This window comes from Arthrobacter gyeryongensis, assembly GCF_039543785.1.
In the GTDB taxonomy this organism is placed as follows: domain Bacteria; phylum Actinomycetota; class Actinomycetes; order Actinomycetales; family Micrococcaceae; genus Arthrobacter; species Arthrobacter gyeryongensis.
In genome coordinates this window covers 191835-205754 of sequence record NZ_BAABKK010000024.1, presented here as the reverse complement: position 1 = coordinate 205754, position 13920 = coordinate 191835, and the positions used below count along the sequence as shown (strand labels likewise).

At 64.0% G+C, this 13920-nt stretch carries 14 protein-coding genes; 9 read left to right on the top strand and 5 right to left on the bottom strand.

Annotated elements, in window-relative coordinates; genetic code table 11:
* Window positions 1-3: 3 nt before the first annotated feature.
* The 5 genes from ABEA18_RS16690 to ABEA18_RS16670 all read right to left on the bottom strand — a co-directional run bounded on the left by ABEA18_RS16690 (window position 4) and on the right by ABEA18_RS16670 (window position 5121).
* A complete protein-coding gene (locus ABEA18_RS16690) occupies window positions 4-957 on the bottom strand; it encodes an MBL fold metallo-hydrolase (RefSeq protein WP_345450899.1) in 954 nt (317 codons plus the stop codon).
* Window positions 954-1886, bottom strand: a complete 933-nt coding sequence (locus tag ABEA18_RS16685; protein WP_345450897.1) for an alpha/beta hydrolase — start codon at window positions 1884-1886, stop codon at window positions 954-956. The genes ABEA18_RS16690 and ABEA18_RS16685 overlap by 4 nt, the downstream gene beginning before the upstream one ends.
* Before the next feature lie 5 nt (window positions 1887-1891).
* Window positions 1892-3037 carry an FAD-dependent monooxygenase gene (locus ABEA18_RS16680; protein WP_345450895.1) on the bottom strand — a complete coding sequence of 382 codons (1146 nt, stop codon included), beginning with the start codon at window positions 3035-3037 and terminating at the stop codon, window positions 1892-1894.
* Window positions 3038-3106: 69 nt separating this feature from the next.
* Window positions 3107-4060 carry a phosphotriesterase family protein gene (locus tag ABEA18_RS16675; RefSeq protein WP_345450893.1) on the bottom strand — a complete coding sequence of 318 codons (954 nt, stop codon included), beginning with the start codon at window positions 4058-4060 and terminating at the stop codon, window positions 3107-3109.
* Window positions 4061-4110: 50 nt separating this feature from the next.
* Window positions 4111-5121, bottom strand: coding sequence for a phosphotriesterase family protein (locus tag ABEA18_RS16670; protein WP_345450891.1), 1011 nt, complete (start codon window positions 5119-5121; stop codon window positions 4111-4113).
* A gap of 218 nt (window positions 5122-5339) precedes the next feature.
* Here ABEA18_RS16670 and ABEA18_RS16665 point away from each other — a divergent pair, with 218 nt between their 5' ends.
* From ABEA18_RS16665 to ABEA18_RS16625, 9 genes are all read left to right on the top strand, one after another.
* Entirely contained in the window at window positions 5340-7076 is a 1737-nt protein-coding gene (locus tag ABEA18_RS16665) for an MFS transporter (RefSeq protein ID WP_345450889.1), read from the top strand.
* 32 nt (window positions 7077-7108) lie between these two features.
* The gene (locus ABEA18_RS16660; RefSeq protein WP_345450886.1) at window positions 7109-8281 is read left to right on the top strand and encodes a cytochrome P450; all 1173 of its coding nucleotides are present in this window, start codon (window positions 7109-7111) and stop codon (window positions 8279-8281) included.
* A complete protein-coding gene (locus ABEA18_RS16655; RefSeq protein ID WP_345450884.1) occupies window positions 8278-8472 on the top strand; it encodes a ferredoxin in 195 nt (64 codons plus the stop codon). The genes ABEA18_RS16660 and ABEA18_RS16655 overlap by 4 nt, the downstream gene beginning before the upstream one ends.
* Window positions 8469-9683, top strand: a complete 1215-nt coding sequence (locus ABEA18_RS16650) for an NAD(P)/FAD-dependent oxidoreductase (protein ID WP_345450882.1) — start codon at window positions 8469-8471, stop codon at window positions 9681-9683. Before ABEA18_RS16655 ends, ABEA18_RS16650 begins: the two co-directional genes overlap by 4 nt.
* Window positions 9684-10050: 367 nt before the next feature.
* Entirely contained in the window at window positions 10051-10665 is a 615-nt protein-coding gene (locus ABEA18_RS16645) for a TetR/AcrR family transcriptional regulator (RefSeq protein ID WP_345450880.1), read from the top strand.
* Between the two features lie 86 nt (window positions 10666-10751).
* Window positions 10752-10955 (top strand): hypothetical protein, encoded by a 204-nt coding sequence (locus ABEA18_RS16640; RefSeq protein WP_059389943.1) that lies wholly within the window; start codon window positions 10752-10754, stop codon window positions 10953-10955.
* 99 nt (window positions 10956-11054) lie between these two features.
* On the top strand, window positions 11055-12224 hold the full coding sequence (locus ABEA18_RS16635) for a carboxylate-amine ligase (RefSeq protein WP_345450877.1): 1170 nt from the start codon (window positions 11055-11057) through the stop codon (window positions 12222-12224).
* A 49-nt stretch (window positions 12225-12273) separates the two neighbouring features.
* Window positions 12274-12726, top strand: a complete 453-nt coding sequence (locus ABEA18_RS16630; protein WP_345450875.1) for a DUF1003 domain-containing protein — start codon at window positions 12274-12276, stop codon at window positions 12724-12726.
* A gap of 66 nt (window positions 12727-12792) precedes the next feature.
* Complete coding sequence (locus tag ABEA18_RS16625; RefSeq protein WP_345450873.1) at window positions 12793-13908, top strand: AI-2E family transporter; 1116 nt, start codon at window positions 12793-12795, stop codon at window positions 13906-13908.
* Window positions 13909-13920: the final 12 nt, after the last annotated feature.

The following is a 13920-nucleotide window of genomic DNA, read 5'->3' as shown; positions in this document are numbered from 1 at the left end:
CATTTACTCCTCATTTTCGATCGAATGGTCCAACGTCGTGCGGTACCCGTGGAGGGTAGTGAAGAAGGGGGAGGGCTCCAGGGCGGGATCCCCTTCGTACCCGAGGTCCTCGGCCACGCGGGCGAACGGAGAGTAGGGCGAGCCCGTTTCATGCGGGCCGGAGGTCAAGCAAGCACAGGCCGCATTGTTGATACGTGCCTCGATGTCAAGGCTCCCTTGGAGCGCTCCCCTGGCCTGTCCGGCGTCGAGCTCCACGCCGTAGGGGGTGCCGTCCCCGCGGCGGTACGGATGCCCCAGATACAGGTGCCGGGGACGGACTTCATCGCGCAGGTATTCAAGGCTTGAGCGGTAGGCGACAGGGTCGACGAACCCCGGGAAGCCGTTGGCTGCGCCGTGGACCTGGACCGCGTCGCCAACGAACACGTCATTCTGCCCGTCGATGACGTAGGCGACCGACCCCGGGGTGTGGCCCGGAATCGAATGGACCGATACCGTGACGTCCCCGCCCAACGATATGGTCTCGCCTCCCCGGACCAACAGCGTCGGCTCCATCTCGCCCGAGATCACGGCGTTCGTGGCCGCCGTCAGCTTCGCCTCGCCGTCGGGATCCCTCACATACTGAGCCCGCCCGGAAAGGTATTCCTCCACATGGACCCGGCGGGAGCGCAGCAACGGTGCGTCGGCCTCATGGATGACCACCTGGGCGCGCCGTCCGGTCAGTTCCCACAAGGCGTATGCGCCGCCGATGTGGTCGATGTGTCCGTGCGTCAGCAGTATCCAGCGGACGTCCTCGATCCGGCGTCCGATCGCCTCCAGCGCCGGCACCATGCCTTCGGCGGGGGAGGAAGCGATCCCGGTATCGACGATGGCCGGTTCGGCAGCGTCGATGAAGAAGCTGTAGAGGCCGAAGCGGCCCCATGGCGAGACAAGGGGATGCACAGCAACCGGCGTCGTCATCGCGCGGCCCTCCCGTTCAGGAATTCGCCCGTCTCCTCGAATGCCCGGTACAGCTCCGGGATCCACGAGAAGTGCTGGACGAAACCGTGGTTGGCGCCAGGGTAGCGGGTCACTTTTGTCTCGACGCCGGCTTCCGCCAAGCGTTGGCCGTATATTTCGCCCTCATCCCGGAGGGGGTCGTGCTCGGCGGTGATAACCAGCGCTGGCGGCAGGCCGGCGAGATCTTTCCGCTTCATGGGGGAAACGCGCGGGTCGGCAGGGTCGGCCCCATTCTCAAGGTAGAACGAGTTGAACGGCTTGAGGCCCGCCGTCTCCAGTCCGTACCCTTCGGCGTTCTCGCTCAAGGAGGGGTAGCGCTCGACGTCGAAGTCCAGGTCCAGCGAGGGATAGAACAGAACCTGGTGGGTAATCCGGTTGAACCCGTCGTCGTGGGCTTTCGCCGCGACAGCGGCAACGAAGTTGCCACCGGAACTGTCGCCGGCGATGGCGAGGTTCTTCCCGTCCCACTTCAGGCTTCCGCCCTTGCCGGCCGCCCAGCGGACCACGCCATAGCAGTCATCGAGCCCTGCCGGGAAGGCGGCCTCGGGAGCCAAGCGGTAGCCCACCGAGATGACCTTGTATCCGGTTTCCTTTGCCAGGGCGCGTGCCACGTGGTCATGGGTGTCCAGGCTGCCCAGGAAGAAGGCGCCGCCGTGGAAGTACACCAGCAGGCCATAGGAGTCTGCTTCCATCGGCGTGTAGATCCGCACCGGCACCTCGCCCGACGGCGTCACGGCCGTGGCGTCGTCCACCGAGTACAGCGGTAGCCGCTCCGCCATCGGCGGGACCTGGGCTGCCTCCCCGGCGCGCATGGCGTCGGGGTCCAAGGGGGAACCATCGGGTGCCGGCAAAGTGGCCAGGACCTTGGCGATTTCCGGATGGATGGCCATGGCGTTCAGGCCCTCGCTTCTGTGGTTGCGGTCGCGGATACGCTGGTGGGCTTTTGCCCGGGAAAAACATCGTTGACCTCTTCCTCGCTCCAGCCCTGGCGGGAAATGCGCTGCAGCTCGTCCGTCACTGGCTTGCGGGTCGCCTGGAACAGGGCCAGCGCCTCCTTGACTGTGCCGGCCTGGGCGAGCGCGTCGGCGAGTGCGCCTGCGTCCTCAATGGCAGAGTTTGCGCCTTGTCCCTGGTGGTGCAACATGGAGTGCGCCGCGTCGCCCATGAGCACCACGGAGTCGGAGTGCCACGAGTCGACGGGGTCGATGTCGTAGACGGCGCGGATGTTGACCGTGTTCATGTCGAGGCCCCTCGTGATGTTCACGATGCGCTCGTCGAATCCGCTGACGGTTTCCAGGAGGCTTTCCTTGCTTACCTTCGGCGCCCAGGTGCCGTCCGGGTTCAGGGCGGTGATGTCGAAGGACACCTGGTTCCGGTGGCGAAGCGGCAACAGGTAGACCTTGGTGCCCTTGCCGATGTACATCCGCAGGTTGTCGTCGACCACCAGGCCGTGGGCGTCGTCGGCGGAGATCACCACGCGATAGGCGTGTTCTCCGGAGAAGACGGGACCTTTGTCGCTGAAGAGCTGCTCGCGGACCACGGATTTGATGCCGTCGGCACCAACCACGAGGTCTGCCTCGACATTGTTGCCGTTCGTGAAGCTCAGGACGGATCGGCCGTCCTTTTCCTCGATCTTCTCGAGCTTGTGGCCCAGGTGCACCATTCCCACCGGGAGCACGCCCAGCAAGGCCTCGATGAAGTCGCCTCGGTGGATGAGGTAGGTGTGGGCCTGCTCGCCGAACTCGGGCCAGGTGTCTTTCATGATCGGTTCGCCGGTCGCCGAGAGGATTTCGAAGTAGTCGCTCGGCGAGCTGACCTTGGCGATCGCGTCGAAGATCCCCCATTTGCTGAAACGGTCCATGGTGGCGGGACGCAGTCCAATGCCGGCGCCGACCTCCCGCATCTGCGACGCTTGCTCATACACATTGACGTTCGCGCCGAGCAGGCTCAAGGCCTTGGCCGCAGCCGCGCCGCCGTACCCCGCGCCGACAATCGCGATGTTGAGGTTCTTGATATCTTCAGCCTTCATTGCTTGGATCACTTTCTTTACTCTTCTTTGGCCGAGGGCCAAGTCTGGAGAAACGGGTAGCTTGTAGTGCCTGTCCGGAAGTCAGGCGTCCATCGACAGGAAGTCGGCCGGATTGTCTTCGAGCAGGAGTTTGAGGGTGGCGTCGTCGATTCCCGCCGCGCGCATGTCGGGAATCATGTCCTCGAAGATGTAGTTGATGGTGTGGCCCTTGACCCCCGGCCAGCCCAATGGGCTGCAATTCGCGTCTGCAGAAACGAGGAGCTTCTCCGCGTAGCCCTTGTTTACGAGGTCCACGAAGTGCTGCATGCGTTCGGCGCGCTTGCGGCCCCAAAAGGGGGGATCCGGAAGCTCGAGGTCGTAGCCGAAGGTGTCGAAGCCGATACGTCCACCCTGTTCGTAGATCCAGTCGTGCGGGGTGATCGGAGCGTTCAGTCCGTCGTCGGCGTGGCCGAAGAGAACGCGGTCCAGGGAGAGGCCCTCTTCTCTGAAGATGGACACCGCCGGTTCGGGGTCAATGGCCAGGTGGGTCAGGATTGGCGCACCGGTGACGACGGCGGCGCGGGCCGCGGCACGGTAGATGCGTTTATCCAGGTCTGTCATTCGTCCACCGCGGCTCACGCCTACCTTGATGACGCCGGCTTTGGCGCCGGAGTTTCCGATGCCGACGGTGATTTCGTGGATGAACACTTTGGCGAGGTAGTCCACGGTGGCGCGGGCGAAGTGCGGGAGCGCGGTGTCGCCGCCGACGAACCCGGTGGAGGCCACAATGTGGACGCCGGTCTTCCGGGACAGGGACTTGTAGTAGTCGACGTCGCGGCCGTTACAGATACCCGTCGCGTCCACGAAGGTCCCCCCACCGTATTCGCGGAACTTCCGCAGCTTCGGCACGGTTTCTTCATAGGCCTGCTCCGGGGTCTTCCACCATTTGGTGTCGAGTTCGGAACCGGGCATGCCGTAGCCGATGTGTTCGTGGACCGCCACGATTTCCAGTTCTTCGGCCGGAATGGTTCCCAGCACTGTGTTGACCTTGGTCATTCGTTCACCTCAGGGGTTCTCAAGCTTGTTGGGGGGGGGTGGGCGGGTGCTTAGCGCACGGTCAGGAGGTTGCGCGGGTTGTCCACGAGGATGCGTTGGGCATCTTCTTCGCTCAGCCCCTGGGCTTTGAGGTAGGGCACGAACGTGGCCAGGACGTGGCTGTACGGCAAGTTGTACTCCGGGAGGCCCTTGGCCACTCCGATCGCGTTGCCCGACAGGATGATCTGGCCGGCGTGGCCGGCGTGCACGAGCTGGAGCACCAGTTCGGTGCGTTCGTCGTCGCTGAGGTAGCCAGGATGGTCGTTCAAGCCCACGTGGTCGATGCCGACGAATGCTCCTCGGCGGGCCACCTCAAGCGCGGAGCCGGCGGCGTCCTTGCGGTCCAGGTCGCCGACGAGCACCCGCTCGACACCGATTTGCTCTTCCAGGACGATGTCCAGATCATGGAGGGCGTCAGCGCCGAAGCGGATGGAGAGCGGAACGCCGGTGTCTTTGGCGGCGCGCGCGGAGCCGCGGAACAGGCTTTCCTCGGTGGGCGTCATCCCGGCACGATCGGCGACGGTGGCAACGATGCCTGCGGGGGCGCGGCGCTCAAGCCGGGGGACCACCATCCCTTCGCTGATCTCCTTGCCGAAGAGATCGCTGAACTTTTCGGCCGGCCACGGGGTGGGCGGGTTGGTCTGTGGCGTGAGGAAGTACCCGCCGAGTTCTTCCTCCGGGCCCAAGCCTGTGGAGGCGATGATGTGGACACCGGTGGAGCGGGAGAGCGCCTCGTAGAGCTTGAGGTCGCGTCCGTGGAACATTCCGGTGCTGTCGACGATCGTTTGGCCCCCATGCTCGCGGAAATCCGTGAGCTTAGCAGCCAGGGCCTCGAAGATCGCTGCCCGGTCCATGGAGATGTCGGGAGCGTACTGGGCGCCCGGGAGTACCGACAACAAGGCCTCATGGACCGCCACGACGCCCAGCTCAGATGCAGGTACGGGACCCAGGACCGTGTTGACGGCTGGCCCGCCGGTGGCATCAATCGTGTCGGCTGTGCCGGCGGGTTTGGTGTGACTCACGGGGCTTCTCCCTAAAGATCGGGTTCTGAATGCAGGGACGCCGCGGAGTGTGACCATGCCGTCGCTCCGTTGCGGTGCAGCCAGCATCACACTTTGCTTTACATCATGTCAAGTAAATTCTATCCAGTAATTTTCCTTGACATGCTGTAAGGATTAACTCCACACTGTCTCATACAGTCCCCGTGAACCAGATCGAACGGAACAAAGGAGTTTCATCGATGAGTCAGACCATTTCCGTCCAGAGCCGCGGCTCTGTTCGGGCCACCTTCGTGGCCGCCTATAGCGCGGTCACCCTCGCGCAGATCACCAACGCATTGCCAGGGGCCCTCAGCGGCACCTTTGCTGTGGAATTCCATACCTCGGGTGCCGGCCTGACCTGGATCGCGGGCATGTTCCTGATGGGCATCGTGGTCTTTGAGCTCAGTTGGGGACTTCTTGGCGATATCTTCGGGCGCAAGAAGCTGCTCTATGTCGGCGCTGCCGTCAGCATCGTCGGCTCCGTCATGGCAGCGATGGCGCCCTCCACCGGGATCATGATCGTGGCGCAGGCCATCGGCGGGATCGGAGCCGGCATCCTGTTTCCCATTTCGCTCTCCATGATCGCGGCGATTACTCCCGACCACCGCGCCCGGGCGAAGGTCATTGCCACCTGGGCCGGATTCCTGTCACTGGGCGCGGTGATTTCCCCGGTTCTCGCCGGGTTCACGGCGCAGTTCTTCACGGTGGCGGGCCGTGGGCCCGGCGCCCCGAACACTTTCAGCGGCTGGCGGGCGGCGTATTTGATCGCGGCAGCCGTCGCCGTCGTCGTGCTTCTCATCGCGGCCCGGGCGAAAGATTCCGCGGCCGCCGAGGGGCGCAAACTCGACATGCCCGGCCAACTCACCCTCGCCGTCGGCCTCATCGCAGTCCTTTACGCCACGGTGACGGCGGTCGACGCCGGCCTCAGCAGCGCGCAGGTGGTCGCAAGCTACATCGCCGGCGGAATCCTGCTCGTCGCTTTCGTCGTCATCGAGTCACGCACCGCGCACCCCTTGATCCACCTCTCGCTGTTCAACAACAGCTCCTACTCGATCACCGGCATTGTGGCAGTGACGGGCATGTTCGCCTTCCTCGCGATCTGCTTCAGCACGAGCGTCGCCGTCAGCGGCCTGGCCCTGGCAGAGACCTGGAAAGTCGGAGTGTTGTTCGTCTTCATCCAAGGGCCGGCATTCGCCTTCATCCCGGTTGTCGGGTGGCTCATCCACCACGTTGCTCCACGCTGGGTACTCACAGCGGGCTTCGCTCTCATGGCCGTTTCCGGGTTCTGGCTCTCGACCTTCGCCCTCGGAACTCCGGAGACGTTCGGCGGCACCCCGTGGACAGCATTCATTCTGCCTCTGCTCGTACTGGGTATCGGCTTTGCCCTCACGGTAGGCTCCGTTACCGCCGTGGCCATCAACACCGTCCCGGCCCGCCAGATCGGCATGGCGTCCGCCACGACGAATCTTCTGCGCGACCTCGGCTTCGCCCTAGGCCCTGTTATCGGCTCAGCCATCGCTTTCGGCATCGGAGCCACTGTCTTCGCGGGTCCCCTTGCCGGGATCCTCGGGGCAGCCGGGATGCCCGCAGATGCCGTGACCGGATTGGCGCACGTGCCGCCTCTGGGCTTCCTCTCGGGCTGGGACGGCGTCGTCGCCCAATTCTCCGGCCAGGCAGCGGCAGGCGGTGCCCCAGCCCAAGCCGTCGATGGCATGGTCAAGGCTCTTACCGCCGCCAAGCCGCGCATCCAGGGGGTCGCAGGGACGTCCCTCGGCCAGGGCTTCCAGACCGTCTACCTCTCCGCCGGCATCGCGGCGACCCTCTCCGCCGTTCTCACCCTTTTCATCTCAGCACGATCCTCGGGGCCTGCCACTGTCGCTATCGCGGAGACCGCCGAAGCAAGCGCCGAGGCCGCCGTCCAAGACCTCCGGCGCTGACCAGACCATTTACTATCCGCAAGGAGAAAACCATGACTGCACCCATCGAATCAGACATCGACATCTGGGATGACGACATCCTCGTCGACCCTTATCCCACATATGCCGCGCTCCGCGAGCAGGCTTCCGTGGTCCACCTTCCGAAAAACGAGCTGTACGTCCTGACGCGTTACGACGCCATCCGCAATGCTCTCAGCGATCCGGCAGCCTTCTCGTCCACCAGCATCGGATTCAACCCCATGGTGAACGAGGCGCTACAGGGCACGTCCTTGGCCTCCGACCCGCCGACCCACACCCAGCTCCGCGCCACGCTGTCACAAAACCTCACCCCCCGCGCCCTTCGTGGCCTCAAGGTCGTGATCGACGAAAAGGCCGACAAGCTCGTCGCGGAGCTGGCTACGAGCGGCAGTTTCGAGGCCATCGACGCCCTGGCCCGGGCCTTCCCGATCGAAATCGTCGCCGACCTCATTGGCTTCAGCGGTCACGTCAAGGACAACATGTTGCGGTGGGGCCAGGCTGCGATGCAGGTAATCGGCCCGCTGAACCAGCGCACCCAGGAGAGCTTCCCGATCGCTGGCGAGCTCTACGGTTGGTGCTCCTCGGTCACCGCCGACGACCTCACTCCCGGCTCCATCGGCCGCGGCATCTTCGACGCCGAGACCCGCGGGGACATTCCCGCGGGCTCCGCGGGCCACATCATCCACCAGTACCTTGGTGCCGGCGTCGACACGACCATTGCCTCCATCGGCAACATCGTTGCGCTGTTCGGCCACCACCCCGATCAGTTCGAGTTGGTCCGGGAGCACCCGGAGCTGGTTCCCGCCGCGTTCGCCGAGGTGCTGCGCTATTGGGCGCCGGTCCACATCTGGGGGCGCAAGGCAACGCGTGACGTGGAAATCGACGGAGTCACGATTCCTTCAGGTGCCCAGCTCGGCATCCTCTTCGGCGCCGGCAACCGGGACCCGCGCCACTACGAGGCTCCCGACACCTTCGACGTGAAACGCAACCCCGTGGACCACCTCTCCTTCGGTTATGGACCGCATGGCTGTGCCGGCCAGGGCCTCGCGAAACTCGAGGCGCATGCGATCATCGAAGCGCTTGCCCGCAGGGTGAAGAGCCTGACCCTTTCCGAAGAGGTCCGCGAGCCGAGCAATATAACGCGGAGCTTCGAGGTGCTCCGGGTTGAAAAGGTGGTGGCAGCATGAGGATCGAACTGGACCGTCCGCGCTGCGAAGGCCACGGCCTGTGCGAAGAAGCCGCGCCCGCGCTGATGCACCTGGATGACGACGGCGAACTGGTCATCGATGTGCCCGACGTGGAGGGGGCCGGGCTTGATGCCGCAAAGGCGGCGGTCAGGGTGTGCCCGGTGGCGGCGCTTCGATTGGCTGCGGCATGACCATGCGCAGGATTGTGGTGGTGGGCAACGGCATCGCCGGGCTCACGGCTTGCGACTCGTTGCGTTCGGCGGGCTTCGACGGCGAGTTGACGGTGGTAGGCGCCGAGCGCCACCAACCGTACAGCCGTCCCGCTCTGTCAAAGGCGCTGCTGCACAGTGCTGATGGGAGCAGCGTTGACGGGAGCAGCGTCGACGCCCTCCAGGCCCACGAGCTTCCCAAGCCAGGCCACGAAGCGAGCGAGCTGCTCGGCATCAGCGCGACGGGGCTGGACGTCGACGCCCGGCTGGTTCAGCTGGACGGAGGCGATGAACTGCCGTACGACGGCCTAGTCATCGCCTCCGGTTCCCGGGCGAAACGCCTCACGGCGCTAGGACAAGGGAAGGGCTCCTCCCGGGAACTCACGCTGCGCACCATCGAGGATGCGATCCTGCTGAGGGAACGGCTTGCATCGCGTCCCTCAGTCGTTGTGATCGGCGGCGGCCCGCTTGGGATGGAGGTCGCCTCGGGTTGCCTGCACGTTGGCTGCGAAGTCACGCTCGTCGCCGACGCGAAACCCCTCTCAGGCCAGCTCGGCGACTATCTGGGGGATACATTCACTTCCGCGGCCATGAGGCAGGGCCTACGAGTGGTCGTCGGCGGGAAGGCCTTTCTGGTGGAGTCCGACGCCGGGACGCGGGTTGTCTTGGCCGACGGCACCGAGCTTGAGGCGGATCTCGTGGTCACCGCCGTCGGCGACGAACCGAACACCGATTGGCTGGCCGGAACCCGACTCCTCCTCGACGGCGCGCTGCGGGTCGATACCCGGGGCCGGCTCCGGCCGGATATCGTCGCCGCCGGCGACGTGGCGTTCTTCCCGAGCAGTCGCGGGGTAAGGCGGGTGCCCCTCTGGACGAGCGCCATCGACCAAGCGAAGGCCGCCGCCGTCGGGCTGCTCAAGGGCGACGCGGCGCCTGAGTTCACTTTCCAGCCGTACTTCTGGACCGAGGCCTTCGGCTTGTCGCTCAAGTCGGTTGGCTTCACCCCCGTGGTCGGCGCACCGGATTACTGCGAGCCGGGGGAGGACAGGGACTCGATGCTCCTGCGCTGGGAAGACAAGGACGGCTCCGGTACCGCTGCGGCGATCAACTACCGGATCCCTGTCCCGAAATTGCGCCGGCTGGCCGACGTCGGCCCGCGAGCGTTCTTTCCCGCGCAGGGCTTGAAACTCTGAAGGGCGACCTGCCGTCAACCAGGACGCTCGCTCAGATATGTGGACAAATTCCAGGACGCTAGCTCACATGGTGTGAGCGAGCGTCGGCCGGAAACGCCCCAAAGGTGAGCGAGCGTCTGGAGGGGGAGGGGCAACGGCGCGACGACAGCGCAAGGAGACTGTCGCCGTCGGGCCCTCACGGAACCAGCGGCGCACCTCCACAGGGACGCGCGCTCACATAAATGGCCAGATTCCAGGACGCTAGCTCACATAAATGGCCAGATTCCAGGACGCTAGCCCTCCTTTACGGCATGTCAGGCCGCTTGGCGACGTGCATCCTTTGCTCTTCCTCCGCCCAATTGCCGAACACCACGGTTAGGATTGACCTATGTCGTCGTTGCGAGAAGCCCAGAAGCAGCTGACCCGCGACATGATCGTGGAGCGGGCGCTCGAACTCTTCACAGATAAGGGCTACGCTGCCACCACGATCGACGAGATCGCCGCTGCTGCCGGCACCACAAGGGTGACTTTTTACGCGTACTACCCTTCGCGCAGTGACCTGATGAAGGACTTCATGGGGCGCGTCAACGCCGTACTCGACCGCTCGGACGGCCCTGACGAGGCGTCGACCGCCGTCGAGCTTGTCGACGTGGTGCGGGAGGGCAAGCTGCCGGGAATCCTCGCCTGGCTCGAGTCGCGCGCTGCGCTCTGGCCGGTCTTCCGTCCGTACCTCGATGTGCTCGACGAGGCCGCCGCGGTCGATCGCGAGGTGCGGACGTTGGTGGAGGGATGGCATGAGGAAGTCATCTCCGACATCGTCCGCGGCATGCAGCTGGCTGGCCGCTTCCCCGAAGAAACGCATCACATCCGCGGAACGCTCGCCTTCACCCAGCTGGACTACGTCGCGACGCTCTGGACGCGCCGCAAGTACGAGCCAAACCGGGACCACGCCCTCGAAGTGCTCGCCGACAGCTGGTACCACTTGCTCTGCGACGAAGGATAATCAAACTCAACGCAGCTGGTCCCGGCCCTGCTGCCGACCGCGCGCCACAGGAGTAGCGTTTGCCTTGGCTGAGGATAGGGGTCCACATGAGCTACAAATATCGAACCGTCAGGGTTCGCGGCACCGAGTTGGTAGGAACGATCGCCCGAAAACACGGCAGCGCACCGGAGATCTACGAAACCTCGAAGGACGCGAACACATCTGTAGTTCCCGTATTTTTCCAGGCGACCGGTGAGATCCGATTCTTCGACCGGTCAGTCTTGGAAGACGTCGTGACGCCGGCCAGCTAGCAGCAGTTGCGCGTCTCGGAACTGACCAGAGACGCTTGATTCTAGAGGTCCTGCGACTTGTGGTCGTTGGGGGTAGCTTTTGTGGCCCACACTTGGCAAGTGCGTACTTTTGGTGTTGAAGAAGAATTCCTGATCGTAGATCCTGTCAACGGCAGTCCCGTGCCCCTCGCCGGCGATATTTTGCGCCTTCATAGCTCCGGTCCCCAGGCGGTGGCTCCTCCTTTGGGCCCGACGTTGGCGATCGAGCTTCAGCAGGAGCAAATCGAAGTCATCACCTCCCCGCACAGCAGCCTGAGTGCACTCGGCGCTGAAATACGTGCCGGACGCTCTTACGCCGATTCGCTTGCCCGGAAGGCGGGCGCGAGAATTGCCGCCCTCGCGACGTCGCCGCTGGCGGTCATTCCGCATGCAACAAAAACCGAGCGCTACGACGCCCTGCTGGAAAAGTTCGCTATGACTGCCAGAGAGCAGCTGACCTGCGGATATCACGTCCATGTCTCCGTTGACTCGGATGAGGAAGGTGTCGCAGTGCTGGACCGGATCAGGTCCTGGCTTCCGGTGCTGACTGCACTGAGCTCGAATTCACCGTTCTGGAACGGGGCCGACAGCGGTTACGCCAGTTTCCGGACCCAAGCTTGGAATCGATGGTCCAGCGCCGGTCCGACCGAGGTCTTCGGATCTGCCGCGGCCTATCACTCTTTGGTGGCGGACCTGTCGGGAACCGGCGTGATCATGAGCCCGGATTTCGACGCTCGGCTATCCGCCCGGCACCCTACGGTCGAGATCCGTGTCTCGGATGTTTGCCTTGATGCCCGGGATACCGTGCTGATCGCGGCCTTGGTGCGCGCCTTGGTGGATACCGCCGCCCGGGAATGGAAATCCGGACAGCGTCCGGACATGGTTTCTGCCGCCGTCCTGCGCCAAGCCACGTGGCGGGCCAGCCGGTTCGGCCTGCACGGGGAGCTGCTCGACGCGAAAACGCACAGGCCCGACACCGCAAAGCATGTCCTCGCCGCACTCCACTCCCATGTCCGTGATGCCCTCGAAGAGACCGGGGACGCTCTCTACGCCAAGGAGGGATTGCAAAGGATCCTCAGCCAAGGCACGGGAGCCGCGCGCCAACGGCAAGCCCACCAACGCACCGGCAGTCTCGCCGGCGTCGTCGCATATGCAACGGGCGTCACCCATCTTGAACCCGTGGATAACCAACACACCGGCGAACCATACCTTTCGACGGACGCAGGGACTGCCGTGCTCGTGGCGAGCTAGCGGTCGGGCGAAATTGCGGCTCCATCGGAGTGCGCCGTTAGGGTGAGGCATGAGTGATAAGGGAAAGACCTGGCACGAAAACCACAAGGAATCATTGACGAAGGGGCAACGCGCCGCGGATGTCATGCGGAACGGGATGGGCAGTTGGCCGTTCGTCGGCGGCTTTGTCGGGTTCATGATCCTTTGGGCAGCCATCAACAGCTGGGCGTTGGCGAACAACGCCTGGGATCCGTATCCGTACATCTTGTTGAATCTCTTCCTCTCGATGCTGGCTGGGCTGCAAGGAGCCATCCTTCTCATCGCCGCCAAGCGTCAGGATGCGATTGCCGCGGTGATGTCCCGGCACGATCATGACACCAACGTGAAATCCAAAGAGGAGATTGACCTGCTCATGTCCATCAACAGCCAGCAACTGGAGATCCTTCGGGAACTTCAGGTACTTGCAGCCGCAGGGAACATCAAGATCGACACGGCTGCGGGGAAGGGCTTCGACCGTTCTTAGCGCATCACGTCTGAAGGCACGACGGCGTGGCGTTCACTGCCGGAACCATCACCAGGAAGGACTCCAATGACTGAAAGCAACAATTCGCCGACCAAACCCACAATGTCAGCGATGTGGTCCGACGGCCTTGGCCGGGCAGGGATCCGTTCAGGGCAGATGCTCCTGGTCATCACCCTGGTGTCAGTGATTCTGTGGGCGATGACCAGCGTGCCGCTCGTCATGATCCCGGTCACAATCGCGCTCATTCTCGCCTCGGCAATTTCGCCTCTTGTGCGTTGGCTGACTGCACACCGGTGGCCCCGGGCCCTCGCCGTTGCGGCGTCGTTCGTGGGGATCCTTGCAGTCTTTGGCGGAGTCATCACCGGAATCGTCTTTCTTATCAGGGCGCAATCCAAGGAGCTTGCCGTGAAATTCACTGCCGGCATCGAGCAATTGCACCAATTCCTGAACAACGGCCCTTTCAAAGTCAGCGACGAGCAGCTCCGCTCCGTGGCCGATTCCATCCAGCGCTTCTTCACGAGCAGTAGCTTTGGTGCCGAAGCGCTGACCGGCGCGCGGACGGTCGCTGAAATCCTGGCCGGCTTGGTTCTTATGGTGGTGATCTTGTTCTTCTTCCTCAAGGACGGCGAGAAAATCAGGAACTTCCTCTTCGGATTCCTTCCGGCGGCCCACCGCGGTAAGGCCCATCTGGCCGCGGAACGAAGCGCCGTCGTTCTGGGAGGCTACGTCCGCGGCACGGCTCTGATCGCAGCGGTGAACGGCGTGATCATCGGGACAATGCTGGCCATCCTCGGTGTCCCGCTTGCCCTGCCCCTCGGCGTTTTTGTGTTTATCGGCGGGTTCATTCCCATCGTTGGCTCCACCGCGGCGGGTACCCTCGCTGTGGGTGTCGCCCTGATCTCGAATGGTCCGGTGACCTCGCTCATCGTCCTCGCCGTCCTCATCGCGGCCAACCAGCTTGAGCACCATTTCCTCCAACCCGTTTTGATGGGCAAGGTCCTGAGTATCCATGGACTGGCCATTTTGCTCGCCTTGGCCATCGGGACGATGCTCGCAGGCATTGTCGGGGCCTTGTTAGCCGTACCGACCGCCGCCGTCGCGTGGACTGCCATCAAGACGTGGACCGGGCGCGGAGGCACGGCGCCGGCCGGCATAGGTCCCTCCGACGAAACCGCGGCCTGAACAGGACACACA